At 62.6% G+C, this 17,359-nt stretch carries 16 protein-coding genes and 1 pseudogene; 7 read left to right on the top strand and 10 right to left on the bottom strand.

The window, feature by feature from the left end; translation table 11 throughout:
- The first annotated feature begins 28 nt into the window (after window positions 1–28).
- Complete coding sequence (locus AB7828_RS25905) at window positions 29–808, top strand: SDR family oxidoreductase (RefSeq protein ID WP_441231548.1); 780 nt, start codon at window positions 29–31, stop codon at window positions 806–808.
- A 168-nt stretch (window positions 809–976) separates the two neighbouring features.
- On the opposite strand, the gene AB7828_RS25900 is transcribed toward AB7828_RS25905, so the two are convergent.
- The 3 genes from AB7828_RS25900 to AB7828_RS25890 form a co-directional block, all read right to left on the bottom strand.
- Window positions 977–1,888 (bottom strand): 4-(cytidine 5'-diphospho)-2-C-methyl-D-erythritol kinase, encoded by a 912-nt coding sequence (locus tag AB7828_RS25900; RefSeq protein WP_441231547.1) that lies wholly within the window; start codon window positions 1,886–1,888, stop codon window positions 977–979.
- Window positions 1,889–1,892: 4 nt separating this feature from the next.
- Window positions 1,893–3,680 carry a tetratricopeptide repeat protein gene (locus tag AB7828_RS25895; protein ID WP_231078089.1) on the bottom strand — a complete coding sequence of 596 codons (1,788 nt, stop codon included), beginning with the start codon at window positions 3,678–3,680 and terminating at the stop codon, window positions 1,893–1,895.
- Between the two features lie 310 nt (window positions 3,681–3,990).
- On the bottom strand, window positions 3,991–5,649 hold the full coding sequence (locus AB7828_RS25890) for an electron transfer flavoprotein-ubiquinone oxidoreductase (protein ID WP_231078090.1): 1,659 nt from the start codon (window positions 5,647–5,649) through the stop codon (window positions 3,991–3,993).
- A gap of 155 nt (window positions 5,650–5,804) precedes the next feature.
- On the opposite strand from AB7828_RS25890, the gene AB7828_RS25885 reads away from it, so the two are divergent.
- Window positions 5,805–6,638: a uracil-DNA glycosylase gene (locus AB7828_RS25885; RefSeq protein WP_441231546.1), complete on the top strand. Its 834-nt coding sequence runs from the start codon at window positions 5,805–5,807 to the stop codon at window positions 6,636–6,638.
- A 14-nt stretch (window positions 6,639–6,652) separates the two neighbouring features.
- On the opposite strand, the gene AB7828_RS25880 is transcribed toward AB7828_RS25885, so the two are convergent.
- The 4 genes from AB7828_RS25880 to AB7828_RS25865 form a co-directional block, all read right to left on the bottom strand.
- Complete coding sequence (locus AB7828_RS25880; RefSeq protein ID WP_441231545.1) at window positions 6,653–8,161, bottom strand: glycosyltransferase family 39 protein; 1,509 nt, start codon at window positions 8,159–8,161, stop codon at window positions 6,653–6,655.
- Between the two features lie 82 nt (window positions 8,162–8,243).
- Window positions 8,244–8,972 (bottom strand): ribonuclease HII, encoded by a 729-nt coding sequence (locus AB7828_RS25875; RefSeq protein ID WP_175368749.1) that lies wholly within the window; start codon window positions 8,970–8,972, stop codon window positions 8,244–8,246.
- A 75-nt stretch (window positions 8,973–9,047) separates the two neighbouring features.
- Window positions 9,048–9,506, bottom strand: coding sequence for a VOC family protein (locus AB7828_RS25870; protein ID WP_175368748.1), 459 nt, complete (start codon window positions 9,504–9,506; stop codon window positions 9,048–9,050).
- Between the two features lie 111 nt (window positions 9,507–9,617).
- Entirely contained in the window at window positions 9,618–10,781 is a 1,164-nt protein-coding gene (locus AB7828_RS25865) for a PA0069 family radical SAM protein (RefSeq protein WP_441231544.1), read from the bottom strand.
- A 204-nt stretch (window positions 10,782–10,985) separates the two neighbouring features.
- Between AB7828_RS25865 and AB7828_RS25860 the strand changes: the two genes are divergently transcribed.
- Together AB7828_RS25860 and AB7828_RS25855 are read left to right on the top strand one after the other, a co-directional pair.
- Complete coding sequence (locus tag AB7828_RS25860; protein WP_441231543.1) at window positions 10,986–11,555, top strand: glycosyltransferase; 570 nt, start codon at window positions 10,986–10,988, stop codon at window positions 11,553–11,555.
- A 35-nt stretch (window positions 11,556–11,590) separates the two neighbouring features.
- Window positions 11,591–12,064, top strand: a pseudogene (locus AB7828_RS25855) (GNAT family N-acetyltransferase); the annotation flags it as partial.
- On the opposite strand, the gene moaB reads toward AB7828_RS25855, so the two are convergent.
- Window positions 12,061–12,621 (bottom strand): molybdenum cofactor biosynthesis protein B, encoded by a 561-nt coding sequence (moaB, locus tag AB7828_RS25850; RefSeq protein WP_441231542.1) that lies wholly within the window; start codon window positions 12,619–12,621, stop codon window positions 12,061–12,063. The pseudogene AB7828_RS25855 and the gene moaB overlap by 4 nt on opposite strands.
- A gap of 5 nt (window positions 12,622–12,626) precedes the next feature.
- Window positions 12,627–13,568, bottom strand: a complete 942-nt coding sequence (gene ypfJ / locus AB7828_RS25845; protein WP_439057161.1) for a KPN_02809 family neutral zinc metallopeptidase — start codon at window positions 13,566–13,568, stop codon at window positions 12,627–12,629.
- A 240-nt stretch (window positions 13,569–13,808) separates the two neighbouring features.
- Between ypfJ and AB7828_RS25840 the strand changes: the two genes are divergently transcribed.
- On the top strand, window positions 13,809–14,942 hold the full coding sequence (locus AB7828_RS25840; RefSeq protein ID WP_089262407.1) for a site-specific DNA-methyltransferase: 1,134 nt from the start codon (window positions 13,809–13,811) through the stop codon (window positions 14,940–14,942).
- A 150-nt stretch (window positions 14,943–15,092) separates the two neighbouring features.
- Window positions 15,093–15,779: a glutathione S-transferase family protein gene (locus AB7828_RS25835; protein WP_441231541.1), complete on the top strand. Its 687-nt coding sequence runs from the start codon at window positions 15,093–15,095 to the stop codon at window positions 15,777–15,779.
- 53 nt (window positions 15,780–15,832) lie between these two features.
- Here the strand turns inward: AB7828_RS25835 and AB7828_RS25830 are convergent, their stop codons facing one another.
- Window positions 15,833–16,261: a nuclear transport factor 2 family protein gene (locus AB7828_RS25830; protein ID WP_441231540.1), complete on the bottom strand. Its 429-nt coding sequence runs from the start codon at window positions 16,259–16,261 to the stop codon at window positions 15,833–15,835.
- 91 nt (window positions 16,262–16,352) lie between these two features.
- On the opposite strand from AB7828_RS25830, the gene AB7828_RS25825 reads away from it, so the two are divergent.
- Window positions 16,353–17,276 (top strand): LysR family transcriptional regulator, encoded by a 924-nt coding sequence (locus AB7828_RS25825; RefSeq protein WP_441232317.1) that lies wholly within the window; start codon window positions 16,353–16,355, stop codon window positions 17,274–17,276.
- The last annotated feature ends 83 nt before the right edge of the window (window positions 17,277–17,359 follow it).

Raw genomic sequence — 17,359 nt, 5'->3', positions numbered from 1 at the left:
ACTCCCTCCTGCAATCCCGAGGCATTCCATGGATCTTCATCTGCGCGGCAAGCGCGTCCTGATCACGGGCGCATCCAAGGGTATCGGCGCGGCGGCCGCGGAAGCGTTTGCCGAAGAAGGCTGCGATCTCCGCCTCGCGGCCCGCAATGTGGAGCAGATGCAAGCCTTGGCAGACCGGCTGCGATCCAGCCACCAGATCGATGTCGCCGTGCATGGCGTCGATCTGCGCAAGCCGGACGATCTGGCGTCGCTGGCGGCTGCCGCCGGCGATATCGACATCCTCGTCAACAATGCCGGCGATATTCCCGGCGGCTCGCTCGACAAGATCGACGAGCCGACCTGGCGCCATGCCTGGGACCTCAAAGTGTTCGGCTTCATCAATCTGACGCGGCTGATTTATGCGCAGATGAAGGCGCGCGGTCATGGCGTGATCGTCAACGACATCGGGGCTGCCGGCGAGAAGTTCGACGCCAATTACATCTGCGGCAGCGCCGGCAATGCCGCGCTGATGGCGTTTACGCGGGCGCTGGGCGGAAAGAGCCTGAAGGACAATATCCGCGTGGTCGGCATCAATCCCGGCCCGGTGGAGACCGAGCGCCACATCACGCTGATGAAGACGCGCGCCAAGGCGCAATTCGGGGACGAGAACCGTTTCCGGGAATTGCAGCAGGGCTTGCCACTCGGCCGCGCTGCGAAACCGCGCGAGATCGCCGACATGATGACGTTTCTGGCGTCAGAGCGCGCGGGCTATACGACCGGCGTGATCTACACCGTGGATGGCGGATACAGCGCAGGCTGGAGCAGTTAGTCGCTTTTCTTAACCTCGCCCCGCTTGCGGGGAGAGGTCGGAGCACGAGCGGCAGCGAGTGATCCGGGTGAGGGGGAGCCAGTGTTTCACTCGCTGGCTCCCCCTCACCCGTCGCGGACTTCGTCCGCGCCACCCTCTCCCCGCAGGCGGGGCGAGGGAAAAAGCGCGCTAGCTCAGCGCGCCGGCATGCACCCACCACAGCGGGTGGGCGAGTTGAATGGCACCGGCCGCGCGCTGCGCGTCGGTGTCATTGCCGAACAGCGCAAAACAGGTCGCGCCCGAACCCGACATGCGGGCCAACCGAACACCTTCAGCGTCGCGCAAGGCCGACAGCACCGTGTCGATGACAGGCTCGACCTTCAATGCGGGCGCTTCAAGATCATTGGTTCCGGCATTGAGCGCGTCGATCCAGGCATCGAGTGAGCCGCCTTCATTCGGCCAGGTGGCCCGTTTCAGGACGTCTTTGACGCCGACACGCAGCTCGCCATTCTTCAGGCCGAGCTCCTTGAACACATCCTTGGTCGCTACCGGCACGCGCGGATTGACCATCACGCAGGGCAAACGCGGAATGCTGAGCGGCAGCAGGTTTTCGCCCACGCCCGTCATCACGCAGGCGTGCGACGGCACGCAAACCGGCACATCGGCACCGGTCAGGCGCGCCACTTCGAGCACGCGGGGATCGTCCATTTCGAGATTGTTGGCGCGCACCAAGAGGCGGAGCGCTGCGGCAGCATCCGCCGACCCGCCGCCAATGCCGGCGGCAACCGGCAAGTGCTTGTCGAGTGCAAAGCGCCCGAATGTGAGACCCTCGACGCGCTCGCCGAGCAGCCGAGCGGCCTTGATCACGAGATTATCGGCGGTGTCGCCGCATTCCTGCGCGCGCGGGCCGGTCGCGGTCAGCGACAGATCGCCGCCCGCATCCAGCGTCAATCTATCGGCGCAATCGGCAAAGGCCACGACGCTTTCGAGATCGTGATAGCCGTCAACTCGACGGCCGATGACGCGCAGGGTCAGATTGACCTTGGCGCGCGCATCTTCTTCGAGAACCGGGCTCGTTGAACCGGTCGTGCCCCCAACCATGGAATTAGCCGCCTTTGCCGTCTTCTTTTTTCTTGTCGTTGGATGCAGCCGACGACGATGGCTCGTCCGACAGACCGTTTTCCATCTTGGCTTCGATCTTCGGAATCTCTTCGGCTTCCGGCTTCAGATCCTTGGCGTGCTGCCACTGGAACTTGGCTTCCAGCTTGCGACCGACGCGCCAGTAGGCATCGCCGAGATGGTCGTTGATGGTCGGATCTTCCGGCTTCAGGTCGATGGCGCGTTCGAGCTGCTTCACGGCATCGTCGAAATTGCCGATGCGGTAATAGGCCCAGCCGAGCGAGTCGACGATGTAGCCATCGTCCGGACGCTGATCGACGGCGCGTTTGATCATCTTCATGGCGTCATCGAGATTGATGCCCTGATCGATCCAGGAATAGCCGAGATAGTTCAGCACATGCGGTTGCTCGGGCTGCAATTCGAGCGCCTTGCGCATGTCGACTTCAGCCTTGGCCCACTGCTTGGAACGCTCCAGGCAGATGCCGCGGAAGTAGAAATACACCCAGTTCGGCTTGTCCTGGTTGGCGGCAATGACGTCGATGCCCTTGGTATAGGTTTCGGAACAATCCGCGAATTTCTTGCGACCGCGTTCAATATTGCCGAGCGCCATGATGGCTTCGAGATCCCGGGGATCGTCGGCGACAACGCCCTTGAGAATCTTGATGCCTTCATCGCTGCGATCGGCCGCATCGAGATCGGTGGCCTGCTGGATCTGCGCATTGCGCTTCAGCGCCGAATTGGCGGGCACGCGCTCATAGACCTTGATGGCCATCTGCGGCTTCTTCACCGACTCATAGAGGTCGGCGAGCGACAGCAGCGCCAGCGAGTGGTCCGGCTTGAGATAGAGCGAGAGCTGCAGATAGACCAGCGCGAGGTCTTCGCCGCCGCGGCGGGTCAGCGACGCGCCAATGCCATAAAGTGCTTCAGCAGCGCCAGCCTGCGGGCTGTCGACCAGCGGTGCCAGCTTCTTGCCGGCCTTGGTCTCGCGGATACCTTCCAGCACCAGCGGGTGACGGGCGAGCTTCTTGTTGAAGGTCTCGTAGATGCCGAGCGCTGCGGCGTCGTCCTTGTTGCGCGAGGTCCAGCGGCCATAGGCATCGACCACGCGCAGCGCGGAGTCGTCGAGCTTGTAGGCGCGCTCGAAACGGGCGCCCGCATCCTTCTGCTTGTTGGCAAGATCGAGGATCAGGCCGGCATGCAGATCCTTGAAGATCGGATACCATTCCGGACCGGCCAGCTTGTCGATATTGGCAATCGCCGTCTTGCTCTCACCGGCGCCGTAGCCGGCCCAGGCCGACAGCAGCGTCGCAACGAGGTCGGTGATCGGGCCGCGCACCGACTGGTTGATATTGGTCTGCGCGGCAGCATATTTCTTCAGCTTGAGATCGCGCACACCCACAACGAGACGGGCGACGCGGTTCGACTTGTCGATGGTCAGGATGCGATCGGCGAGCTTCACGGCCTCTTCGATATCGCCATCGGCGAGCGAGGAGATGAAGGCGCGATCGAGCAGTTCATTGTTCTTCGGATCAGTGCGCAGCGCGGAGCGGTAAAACGCCGCAGCCGAGGTCGCATCGCGCTCGACGCTGGCGTGGCGGGCGGCCAGATAGCTGCCGGCGGTGGTGAGCGACTTCAGGTCACGGGAGGTGGGAAACTGGGCAGCCGAGCTATCGCCGGTATGATCCGGGGTTTGCGCCAGCAGCTGACCGGGCATCGCGAGAACGGCGACCGTGGCGGCAGCGAGCGTCAAACGATTGAAACGGATGGACAACATAGGGTTCGCCTAGCTCCAGGATTTACGGGCAGGATATCGAGCAAAATGCGAGCAGGACTGCAAGACAGGCTCGGATGCGCAGCCGACCCGGCAATAGTGCGCATGTCAACAATGCCGCGTTTGGCGGTCAATCGCAAGGATCGGGGGCGCGATCGCACCAATGGCACCTTGAAGCCTGTCAGCAATTGGGCCGCCGGATTGCGCCACTGTCCCTGAGAACGCTCGCACTGTGGCGTTATCGTGACATCCGGCCGGTGTAGCGGCCCGCGAACAGGCGCCGCCGCTCACACAATCGTAATCAGCGAGCCGGTTACATCGCCTCGTAGTTCGGGCCGCCGCCACCTTCCGGCGGAACCCAGGTGATGTTCCCGTTGGGGTCCTTCACGTCGCAGGTTTTGCAATGGACGCAATTCTGCGCATTGATCTGGAATCGCGCACCGCTCGACTCTTCAACCCACTCATAGACGCCTGCCGGGCAATAGCGATTCGACGGGCCGGCAAAGACGTCGTGCTCCGACGACTTCTGCAGCGCCATGTCGGCAACCTTGAGATGGATCGGCTGGTCTTCTTCGTGATTGGTATTCGACAGAAACACCGAGGACAGACGATCGAAGGTGATCTTACCGTCCGGCTTCGGATAGACGATCGGCTGATACTGCTTGGCGGGCTTGAGCGCCTTGCGATCCGGCTTCTCATGCTTCTGGGTCCCGAACAGCGAGAAGCCGAGCGTGTTGCACCACATGTCGAAGCCGCCGAGCGCGTTGCCGAGGAGGGTCCCGAACTTGGACCACAGCGGCTTGGCGTTGCGGACCGGATAGAGATCTTTGCCGATCGAGGACGATCGCCAGCCGGTCTCGTATTCCATCAACTCGTCATTGGCGCGACCTGCCGCCAGCGCAGCGGAGACGTGTTCCGCGGCCTGCATGCCTGACGCCATGGCGTTGTGAACGCCCTTGATGCGCGGCACGTTGACGAAGCCAGCGGCGCAGCCGATCAGCGCGCCGCCCGGGAAGACCAGCTTCGGCACCGACTGATAGCCACCCTCGGTGATCGCACGCGAACCGTAGGCGAGGCGCTTGCCGCCTTCGAACGTGTCGCGGATCAGCGGATGGGTCTTGAAGCGCTGGAATTCCTCGAACGGATAGAGATAAGGGTTTTCGTAGTTCAGATGCAGCACGAAGCCGACAGCCACGAGGTTATCATCGTAGTGGTACAGGAACGTGCCGCCGCCGACATCGTTGTCGAGCGGCCAGCCGAACGAGTGCTTCACCGTGCCCTTCTGGTGCTTGGCCGGATCAATCTGCCAGACTTCCTTGATGCCGATGCCGAACTTGCCGGGCTCGCAATCCTTGTCGAGGGCGAATTTGGCGATGATCTGCTTGGTCAGCGAGCCACGTGCCCCTTCGGCGAACAACGTGTATTTGCCGAGCAGTTCCATGCCGCGCGTAAACGAATCCTTCGGCTTGCCGTCGCGGCCGATGCCCATGTCACCAGTGGCAATGCCGCGCACGGCGCCATTGTCGTCATACAGCGTCTCGGCAGCTGCGAAGCCGGGATAGATTTCGACGCCGAGCGCCTCCGCCTTCGCACCCAGCCAGCGGCACACCATGCCGAGCGAGGTGATGTAGCAGTGATGATTGTTCATCAGCGGCGGCATCAAGAAGTTCGGTAGCTTGAAGCCGCCGGTCTTGGTCATGAAATAGAACTGGTCGTCCTTGACCTGGGTCTTGAGCGGGCAGTCCGCATCCTCGCGCCAATCCGGGATCAGCTTGTCGAGATTGACGGGATCGATCACCGCGCCGGACAGGATGTGCGCACCGACCTCGGAACCCTTCTCCACCACGACGATGGACAGGTCCGCATTGAGCTGCTTCAGCCGGATCGCAGCCGACAGACCGGAGGGGCCGGCACCGACGATGACGACGTCGAATTCCATAGACTCGCGCGGCGGAAGTTCTTCAGTGCTCATAATCTCGTCTCAGACCCGTTTCCAACCCGTTCAGAACGCTTCTAAGGGCTGTTGTTTCCGATTTTTGGCGGAAGAACAACCACCTAAATGCACAGGGGGCGTTTCACTGGGCGGCGATCCGGCCTAGATTGCTGGCATGCCTGTGACCCCCTCTCATGACGCCTGAACCCCAGCCCAGCGTTGCGCAACTGCTCGCCTTTTATCTGGAGGCTGGGGTCGATTGCGCATTGATGGATGAGCCGGTGAACCGGCTGTCGGACGACCTCCCGCCGCCTGCCCGGGAGCTGTCCGACAGCGCGCCGAAGCGACCACCGCTGAATGGCATGCCGCCTCCACCGCCGCGCCCGCCTGCCCGCGTCGAGGTCGCCCCGGACGTGGCGATTGCCGCCGCCCGGGACGCCGCGCGCACCGCGCCCTCGCTCGAGGTGCTGCGTGGCATGCTGGATACATTCGACGGCTGCGCCCTGAAATCGACCGCGACCCAACTGGTGTTTGCCGACGGCAATCCACAGGCGCGGATCATGTTCGTCGGCGAGGCACCCGGCCGCGACGAGGATATCGAGGGCCTGCCCTTCGTCGGCCGCTCCGGCAAACTGCTCGATCTGATGATGCGCGCGATCGGCCTGAAGCGCACCGACGTCTATATCGCCAATGTGATTCCATGGCGGCCGCCGGGCAACCGCACGCCGACGCCGCAGGAGACGCAAATCTGCCTGCCGTTCATCCAGCGCCAGATCGAGCTGGTGAATCCGGACATCCTCATCACGCTGGGCAATCCCTCGACACAGACACTGCTGCAGACCCGCGACGGCATCATGAAGTCCAGGGGACGCTGGGTCGACTACGACACCGGCACCCGCAAGATCAAAGCACTGGCGACGTTCCACCCCGCCTATCTGCTGCGCTCGCCGTCTTATAAACGGATGACCTGGATGGATCTGCGATCCATCGCCAAGGCACTGGAAGCGCCATCGGGCAGGACGAGCTAGCGAGGGCGTTTCATCTAGGGCGCCTTTGGCCGGACAATTGCCCAACCGATCCGCAGCAAAGGTTGCCGGCCATTCACCAGACGCTCAAAGGCGTGCGGGACTTCCGGCACGAGGTTGGGGAAACGCTGCGCAATGTCTGCAGGCGGCGTACCGATTGTATCCGCTGCGCGCCACACCACGACGCCGCCGGTTTCGGCGAACTTCGCTGGTGTCATCCATGGCGTGCGCGAAGGCGCCGCATCGTTCAGCAGATGCGGCCGTGACGCGCTCATGCCGATCAGTGCTGCGAGTTGCGCATCGCCGGCCACCGCCGGCAATGGCTTATTGGTCCGGCGCTCGAAGCTCTCGCCGAAGAAGCGTCCGATCTCGCGCGCGGGAAGCGCCGTCACGTCTTCGGGGCCGTCGACCCAAGGCAGAATCACAAGACTGGCGAAGGCTGCCAGCGCAGGCGCAATGATGGCGAAGGCCCAGACCTTGCGCAGCACGCGCTGGCGCCGCAGCGCGATCAGATCGCCCGACGCCACGACCACGGCGAGACCCGACATGACCAGCGCAATGCCGGCGCCGCCGACAACGCGATCGAGGCCGTAAAGCGCGGCGAACAGGCTGCCGAGCAATCCCGGCGCGAGTGCAAAGAAAAACACATAGCCCCGTGCCAGCGGATCGACCGGCGGGCGGAAGATGATCGGAGCTTCCTCGGTCTTAGGAACGATGCGGCCCCAGTTCATCACCGTCAGCACGATCACGCCGGTAATTGACGCAAGCAGCCAGGCCATCAGCACGCCCCACTGCCGCGCCTGGCTGGCGATATCGGTCAGTTGCGGCGGTACAGGCACAATTGGTGCGCCGGCCCGGATCACCCACATGGCCCATGGCAATGTCAGCACCGCGATGACCAGCAGCGCATAAAGCGGATCGAACGAAGCAAGGTTACGCCTGCCGCGCGATGTCGCGAGCCCGAAGACGAGTGGCAGCGGCAGCAGCCACATGGCATGAGGCGTGGTCAGCAGCAGCAGGCCGGCCTCGATGGACAGCGCGAACCAGGCATTGCGACGGCCCTGCCCGATCGCGAGCCAGGCATGCAGCAGGAACATCGCCCAGAGCGGACGCGCGAGGATCAGCGGGCCGAATTCGATGCCGGGCGTGCTAAAGGCCGTAACCGTCATGGTGAGCAGCACGGCGATGACAGCCTGCGGGCCGCCGACGATGGCACTGCCCAGCTGATAGACCGCGCGGAAAGTGAGGACGGCGCAGATCTGCGCCAGCAGATAGACACCGAAAACATGATTGCCGGCGGCCCGAAAGGCGATGTCCGCCAGCCAGAACGCCAGCGGCGGTCCCATATGGGTACCGACTTGATATTCCCGGCCATAGGCCAACACGGTGGCGAGATCGCCCGGCGGCCCGCGATACAGCAGCAGGGGGACGACGAGCCAGATCGCGGCCTGACACAGCACGACGATCCAGAACACCAGCCGTGGCCGGGCGCGGATCAGTTCGACGATCAGGGAGGTGAAACGCATTGAACGTCTGGACCGGCCAGCAGGGAATGAAGCGTGCTCAGGTGATACGGCGCAGAGCCAAGAGAGGCAACCGCCTGAGCGCTCAGGCGGATATCTCGATATCGATGGTGGTGTGGACTTCGATCAGACCTGCCGCACGGACGCCAGCCTGATGACGCGCACGCGCCGCAGCAACCGGCGCGAACAGGCTGCGATGATGAATGCTGGGCCCCAATTCATTCAGCGCGGCCATATGCTGCGGCACGCCATAGCCCTTATGGACCTCGAAACCATAGCCCGGACAATCCTCGGCCAGCCGGCACATCAGCCGGTCGCGCGACACCTTGGCGATGATCGAGGCTGCTGCGATGGAGAGCACCAACGCATCGCCGCCAATGACGGCCTCGCAATCGGCCTTCGTATCGATCTTGTCGCGGCCGTCGACAAACACATGTTTCGGCGCGTCCGGGAGCGACGCGACGGCACGCGCCAGCGCCCAGAGCGAGGCCCGCAGGATATTGTCGCGGTCGATCCGGGCGGGTGATGCGTAGGCGACGGCAAAGGACGACGTAGCGCAGATTTCCTCGAACAGCGCCTCGCGCTTACTCTCTGTCAGCTTCTTGGAATCGTCGAGGCCTTTTGGAATGTTGTTCGGGTCCAACACAACCGCGGCGGCAACAACCGGTCCGGCCAGCGGACCACGCCCGGCCTCGTCGCAACCAGCCACCGGCCAGATGCCTTTCTTGAGCAGTGTGCGCTCGCGCGTGAAGCTCGGCGCGACCACGATCTTGCGCGGCTTGGCCGGCGCTTTCTTCTTCGCATCTCGAATCATCGGAGGATCCTGCTGAAGCAGCTCCCGGGGTGCAACCGGGAACTCAGGATCATGCCCGCTATTCAGGTCGGGTCTTTAATCGTCCAGACGCACCCGCCGGTCATCACCGACCTCGATCCCCGGTGCCGTCACCACGTCCCAGGCGTGCCCGTCCGGGTCGGCAAAGTAGCCGGAATAGCCACCGTAATCGGTCTTTCGCGCTGGCTTCAGAAGCGATCCACCACAATCGACAGCGAAAGCGAGGACCGCATCGACCTCGCCTTCGGAGCGGCAATTCCACGCCAGCGTGCTGCCGCGAAACGCCTGCGGCCTTGGATGGTCAGGCAATGTCGCATCCTGCGCCAGTTGATCCCATGGAAACAGCGCGAGGACGCTGGCGCCGGTGTCGAAAAAGGCGATGGCATCGCCCGAGGCACGGGCCTTTCGCGTAAAGCCCAGCGCTTCGTAGAAGGCAATGCTCCTGCGCATATCCGCGACACCCAGCGTGATCACCGTCATGCGCGCGATCGGCGCCGGTGGTTTCTTCGTCGTCATGCGCGTCACTCCTGTACTCACTCTATAGATCGAAAAGAGGGACGTTGGCAGGCTCTGGTTTCCTGCCAACGTCCCCTCTCCACCACTCCGTACGCTGCGAGACCTGCGGAGTTAGAACAGATTCAATTGCTGACCGGCACCGGCCGGCTTCTCGAAATGATCGAGGGTGAGCTTCGAACGACGCTTGTTTAGGCCAAGCTTCGTGCAGGCGATCTCGAAGCGGCGACCGATCATCCAGGCCATCGGCCCCGTGCCCTTCATGCGCGTGCCCCATTGCGAGTCGTAATCGCGGCCACCGCGCATTTCGCGGATCAGCGTGAAAACATGCCGATAGCGATCCGGATAATTCGCGATCAGCCACTCGCGAAACAGATCGCGTACTTCCATCGGCAGCCGCAACAAAACGTAGCTGGCTTCCTTGACGCCGGCATGCGCGGCGGCATCGAGAATCCGTTCGATCTCGCTGTCGTTCAGCGCGGGGATCACCGGCGCCACCATCACCGTGGTCGGAATGCCAGCCTCGGATAGCTGCCGCAAAGCTTCCAGTCGCTTCGACGGCGTCGAAGCGCGCGGCTCCATGGTGCGCGCAAGCTTAGGATCGAGCGACGTCACCGACAACGCCACTTTGACCAGATTGCGCTTCGCCATCCGCGCCAGGATATCGATGTCGCGCGTCACCAAAACCGACTTGGTGACGATGCCGACGGGATGACCGGTCTTCTCCAGCACTTCGAGAATGCCGCGCATCACCTGGCGCTCGCGCTCGATCGGCTGATACGGATCGGTATTGGTACCGATCGCGATCATCTTCGGCTCGTATTCGGCGGCGGCCAGCTCCTTCTCGAGCAACGCCGGCGCATCGGGCTTCACGAACAGTTTGGATTCGAAATCGATCCCGGGCGAGAGACCGAGATAGGCGTGGGTCGGCCGCGCGAAACAATAGACGCAGCCATGCTCGCAGCCGCGATAGGGATTGATCGAACGGTCGAAGCCGATATCCGGCGACTCATTGCGCGTGATGACCTTGCGCGCGGTGTCCGTCGCAACGGTCGTCTTGAACGGCGGCAATTCATCGAGGCTCTGCCAGCCATCATCAAAGGCTACCCGGGCCTCGGCCTCGTAGCGCCCGCTGTCGTTGGACTGGGCACCGCGGCCGCGCCGCCGCTGCTTGTCGATCGCCACTGCGATCTCGGGAAAAGGGGAAAGCGCACCCGCCGGCTTATCGGAGGGCGCCGGGACCGGCGGGTGCTTGAGGGCAGCGATCTGGCGACTCATGAAGCCACGATAGCGCACGCAAGGAACAAAGCAAGAACATAAATAGGGTGGCACACGGCCGGGGCACTGTGCATTCTCCCGCCGCCTTGCAGGGGCGGCCGAAAGTCGAACCGCCCCGAAATTGCAGCAGCCGCCGGTGCCGCATAGACTATGACGAAATGATAACGCGGCCACCCCGTTGTTGAGAGGTATTATCCGACACCCATGCTGAGCGTGATCATCCCCACCGAAGGCGTCGAACAGCCCGCTGTTGCCACACTGGCAGCGCTGGTGCCGGGCGCTGCTGCCGGTGTGATCCGCGAAGTGCTGCTGGTCGATCGCGCTGGCACCGATGTCATCGAACGTGTCGCCGATGTCGCGGGCTGCGGCTTCCTGACCTCGCAGGGATCGCGCGCCGCGGCGATGGCCGCCGGCGCCAAGCAGGCGCGCTCGCCCTGGCTAATGTTTCTCCATGCCGGCGCCGTGCTCGATGCCGGCTGGATCGAGGAGACCCAGCAATTCATCCAGCGCGTATCGACCAGCAACCGCCCCCGCGCGGGCATTTTCCGCTATGCGCGCTCGCCCTATGACGAGGCCAATTTTCGCGATGGCCTGAAGCACCTGGTCCGGATGATCACGGGACCCAAGGCCGATCAGGGCCTGCTGATCGCCCGCGAACACTATGATCGTCTCGGCGGCTACGCGCCCGATGCCCGGCGCTCGGAAGCGCGGTTGCTGCGCCAGCTCGGCCGCTCCTCACGCACATTGCTGCGCAGCCGGATCATCGTCGCCTGACCATGGCCGCCCAAGCCCCCGATGCCGTTCGGCCTGCAGTGCTACGCGATCTCCAGCCTGGCGATATCGACTGGGTGATCCGCAGTCACGGCGAGCTCTATGCGGCCGAATACGGGTTCGATGCATCCTTCAAGGCGCTGGTAGCCGACATCGCCGCAGAATTCGTCGCAACATGCGATGCCACGCGCGAACGCTGCTGGATCGCCGAGATGGATGGCGCGCCCGTCGGCTCGCTGTTTCTCGTGAAGGCATCCGACGACGTCGCCAAATTTCGGCTCTTGCTGATCGATCCCAAGGCGCGCGGACAAAAGCTCGGCCAGCGCATGGTGACGGAATCCATCGCCTTTGCGCGGCAATGCGGCTATCGCAGGATCACGCTCTGGACCCAGAGCAATCTCGGCGCAGCGCGAAAAATCTATCGGGATGCCGGCTTCGCGCTGGTCGCCACCGAGCCGCATCGCAGTTTCGGTCAGGATTTGATCGGTGAGACCTGGGAGCTCGTGCTCTAGACCGACGCGCCCTTCGCTTTCGGACGTCGCAGATGCTCATCCAGCCGCGGCATGATCTCCACGAAATTGCAGGGCTTTGTGCGGTAATCCAGTTGCGCGGCAAGGATGCCGTCCCAGCCATCGCGGCAGGCGCCGGGCGAACCCGGCAGGCAGAAGATAAATGTCGCGCCGGCGGTGCCAGCAGTCGCGCGGCTCTGGATCGTCGAGGTACCGATCTTGGCGTGGCTCAGCATGTGAAACGCAATCGAGAAACCATCCATCCGCTTCTCGAACAGCGGCTCGATGGCTTCCGGCGTGACATCGCGGCCGGTGAACCCCGTGCCGCCGGTCGTAATGATCGCGTCCACGCCGGGATCGGCAATCCATGCGCGCACGATCTTGCGGATCGCTTCGACATCGTCCGTGACGATCTCGCGCTTCGCCAACACGTGACCGGCCGATGTCAGCCGATCGGCCAGCGTCGCGCCGGACTTGTCGTCATCGAGCGACCGCGTGTCGGAAATCGTCAGTACCGCAATGTTGAGCGGTACGAAGGCTTTGGTCGTGTCGGGCTCCATCGTCGTTACAGTCGATCCGTCGCGAATGTATTGCAGGCCTGCACGGTGCCCTGCTGATAGCCGGTCATGAACCAGCGCTTGCGCTGTTCGGCAGAACCGTGCGTGAAGGAATCCGGCACGACGCGACCCTGTGCCTGACGTTGCAACGTATCGTCGCCGATGGCGGACGCGGTCTGCAGCGCAGCATCGATGTCGCCGGCTTCGAGGAAACCGGGGCGCTTCTTCGATTCGCGATTGACCCAGACGCCCGACAGACAATCGGCCTGCAACTCGACGCGGACCTGCAGCAGATTGGCCTCAGCCTTGCTGCCGGCCTGCTGCTGCAGGCGTGTCACGCGCGGAATGATCCCGAGCAGGTTCTGAATGTGATGGCCGGCTTCATGCGCAATGATATATGCCGCGGTAAATTTGCAGGCATTGCCCGAGCAACCGCGGAATTTGGTTTCAACCTGACGGAAGAAGCCGGTGTCGAGATAGATCTTCTTGTCGGGCGGACAGTAGAACGGCCCCATCGCCGACTGCGCATTGCCGCAGCGCCCGCCATTGGTGGCATTGCGAAACAGCACGATCTGCGGCCCAATATATTTCTGTCCGCTCTCCTTGAAGATTTCATCCCAGCGATCGTCGATCTCGCCGAGCACGCCCGAGATCATGCTGCCCATCTCGTCGGTGGGCGCCCCTGATTTCGTCGGCGTCGAGCGCCGATCGGTCTGATAGGTCGGCGCCTGCTGTCCGCCGGTGAGAATTTCTGCACCGCCGATCAGGATGCGCGGATCGATACCGAACGCCCAGCCGACGAGGCCAAGCACAATCACCGTGCCGATGCCGAGACCACCGCCACCGCCCGGAATTCCGAAACCACCGCCACCTCCGCCGCCATATCCGCCGCCGCTATCGTCACGACGGTCGTCGATATTGTCGCTGCGACGGAAGTCATCGTAACGCATGAGGTAATTCCTTCATTTCAAGTCGCAGCATTTTAGACCGGTTTGACGCGATCCGAACACCATAACGCAATTGCAGCGCAAAATTTCCATTCCATTAAGCATTAACCTGCCCGGCAAAACTTGCCTAGTTCGAACTCGTTACCAATTAAGTCGATTTTTACTTTGCCCGGTCAATGTCTGCCTGTCGGTTGTTTAGTCCCGCGTCGCCGACAGCGTCGCCTGAGTCAGAGTAATTGAGTCATGGTTGTTTCGCGTCGCGGGGCGTCTGCAAGGGCGCCCCGCTCTCACTTCGAAACCTCTCCGAGCAGCAGCATCGTCATTGGTGATTGCGTCGCAGAGATGTCAAAACTCCCGGCAGGGTCGGTCGATCTGGTGTTCGCAGATCCGCCGTACAATCTGCAGCTGAAGGGCGATCTCAAGCGCCCCGATGAATCCCATGTCGATGCGGTGAATAATGACTGGGACAAGTTCTCGTCATTCGCCGCATATGACGACTTCACGCGCGCGTGGCTCCTGGCCGCGCGCCGTATCATGAAGCCGTCGGCGACCCTGTGGGTGATCGGCTCCTATCACAATATTTTCCGCGTCGGCGCGATCATGCAGGACCTCGGCTTCTGGGTCCTCAACGATATCGTGTGGCGCAAATCGAACCCGATGCCGAATTTCCGCGGCCGTCGCTTCACCAATGCGCATGAGACCATGATCTGGGCCGCGCGCGATGAGAACGCCAAGGGCTATACGTTCAATTACGAAGCTCTCAAGGCCGCCAATGAAGACGTGCAGGCGCGTTCCGACTGGCTGATCCCGCTCTGCACCGGCGACGAACGCCTGAAGGGCTCGGACGGCAAGAAGGTTCACCCGACCCAGAAGCCGGAAGGCCTACTGGCCCGCGTGCTGCTGTCATCGTCGAAGCCCGGCGACCTCGTGATCGATCCGTTCAACGGCACCGGCACCACCGGCGCTGTCGCCAAGCGCCTCGGCCGCAATTACATCGGCTTCGAACGCGACCGCGACTATGCCGCCGCTGCCGAAGCACGCATCGCCGCGATCGAGCCGCTGCCCGAGGCAACACTGGCACCGTTCATGACCGCCCGCAGCGCGCCCCGCGTGGCGTTCTCCGAACTGGTCGAGCGGGGCATGATCTCGCCCGGCACCAAGCTGGTCGATCTCAAGAAGCGTCATGGTGCATTGGTGCGCGCCGACGGCGCCATCATGTTCGGCGACAAGGTCGGCTCGATCCATCGCATGGGCGCGATGGCCCAGGGCTCCGCCTCCTGCAACGGCTGGACGTTCTGGCACGTCGAGACCAAGAAGGGCCTGCGCTTGATCGACGAACTCCGCGCTGAAATCCGCAGCGAGATGGGCGCGGGCTAAAGTCCCCGCTCACACTACCCGCCGGACGGATGCGCCCGGCCTTCGTCAAAACATCGCTTGCACTCTCCCGGAATTCCAAGCACGAGACGATGGTTCGCGCCCGCGGTCCTCGCCTCGCGCTTTGACGTACAAAATCCTGGGAGATTTGAGATGCTGAAGTTTTACTTCAACGGGTCGCCGAACCCGACCAAGGTCGCGCTGTTTCTGGAAGAAGCCGGCCTGGCCTATGAGCCGATCGCCATCGACACCCGCACCGGTGCGCAATTCAACCAGGACTTCCTGAAGGTCAATCCGAACGGCAAGGTGCCTGCAATCGACGACGATGGCGTCAAGGTGTTCGACAGCAACGCCATCCTGCTCTACCTCGCCGAGAAGACCGGAAAATTCCTGCCCGCCAACACCCCGGCCAATCGCGGCGAGATGCTGTCCTGGCTGATGTTCGTCGCCACCGGCGTCGGTCCGTTTTTCGGCCAGGCCGTGCACTTCAAGCATTTCGCGCCGGAGAAGATCGACTACGCGCATAACCGCTATCAGTTCGAGGCGAAACGCCATCTCGGCGTGCTCAATGAACGCCTGGCCGGACGGCAATATATGGTCGGCGACAGCTACACGATCGTCGACATGGATATCTGGGGCTGGGTGCGGATGACCAACTTCATTCTCGGCGACGAGGGCTTTGCCCAATTCCCCAACGTAAAGCGCCTGCATGATGAGATCTCGGCACGCCCGGCCGCAGCGAAGGCTGTCGCCCTGAAGGACACATTCAAGTTCAAGGCCGAGATGGACGACGAAGCCCGCGCCGCCATGTTCAAGCATCTCGCCACCAGCGCAGCCTGATCACGAACCATTCGACGAATGCCGGGCGCAACACTGCGCCCGGCATTTTTGTGTCAGGCAGGCACGCGTGCCATCTCTTCCGGGAACGGACCCAGCACCCGCTCGACCAATGCAGTGTCGCAATATTCCTTGATCATGGTGATCTTGCCGTTCTCGACACGCCACACCATGCAATAATCGTTGTCGTAACGATCGCCGGTCTTGGTGATATTGTCGCCCTTGGCCTCGACCACCACCAGATTGCCTTCCGCAATGAAGTTGGACGCGACCGTGCGCGGCCGGATGTCAAATAGCGACCTGAAATGCCCCATGAGGCCGTTGAGGATCGCATCCTTCCCCTTGAAGGTGCGTCCCCAGGAATACTGACCGACCACGATCCAGCATGCATCATCGGCGAGATGATCGGCGAAGGTCGTGCCGCTGCGGTTGGCTGAATCGCTATAGACCTGCTGAATAAGCTTCTTGTTGTCTGCCGTGCTCATTGTTCTGCTCCATCGCTTGAACGATGACGCAGTATGGGTTGGAGAATCCTCATTCTTCCAATCGATAGTCTGTATGATATATATTCGTCTGATGAATTTATCTGCGCTCGACCTGAACTTGCTTGTCGCGCTCGATGCATTGCTGCTGGAAGGCAATGTCGGCCGAGCCGCGATGCGGATCGGCCTGTCGCAACCGGCGGCGAGCCACGCGCTGCGCCGGCTGCGCGACGTTCTCGGCGATCCCCTGCTCGTCCGCGTCGGTGCCCGTATGGAGCTGACGCCGCGCGCACAGGCCCTGCGCGGTCCACTTGCCCAGACACTGGAGCAAGTCCGCGGACTGTTCATCCCGGATGTCTTCGATGCCCGCCAAAGCGACCGGCACTTTCGGCTGATGATGCCGGATCTGGCTGTCGAACTGCTGATGCCACCATTGATGAAGAAGCTCGACGGCGTCGCGCCGGGCGTCCAGATCAACGTCGTGCCATGGCGCGGCCCGGCGATCATGACAGCGGAGTTCGCCCGTAGCCTCGACATGGTCATCAGCATCGGCAATGCTTTCAACGGCTTCCATCGCCAGTTGCTGTATGTCGATTCCGATGCCCTCGCCGTCCGCAGGGGCCATCCGGCGGCATCGCGCCTGAAAACGACCGACGGGTTTCTCAAAGCCCGCCATGTCGCCGTGGTGCTCCGGGGCCAGAGCGAAGATCTGATCGACGACTGGCTGCGCAACAAGAAACTGGAGCGGCAGATCGCCCTCGTCGTGCCGAGCTATATCGAGGCGCTGCATGTCGTGGCACGGACCGACCTCGTGGCCTTTGTGCCACGACGCCTGATCGCGGCATTGGCTCAGCCGCTATCGCTCACGACCATTGCCCCACCGCTCGATCCCGGCATCGACGAACAGTTCATGTTCACACCGACACGCGCGCAATTCGATTCCGGCTCAATCTGGCTCCGCAAGATCATGCTGGAAACCGGCCGCGAGCTCGATCCGCCAAAGCGCCGTACGGCCTGACACATCGCGCGTCGGTCAAATTTGCCGGCAAAGCTTGCCGGGAGGCAACGCCTGATAGCAACTACAAATACCTAACCGCTTAT

The sequence above is a fragment of the Tardiphaga sp. 215_C5_N2_1 genome, from assembly GCF_052076055.1.
Lineage (GTDB): Bacteria > Pseudomonadota > Alphaproteobacteria > Rhizobiales > Xanthobacteraceae > Tardiphaga > Tardiphaga robiniae.
This window is presented reverse-complemented; position numbering and strand designations above follow the sequence as displayed.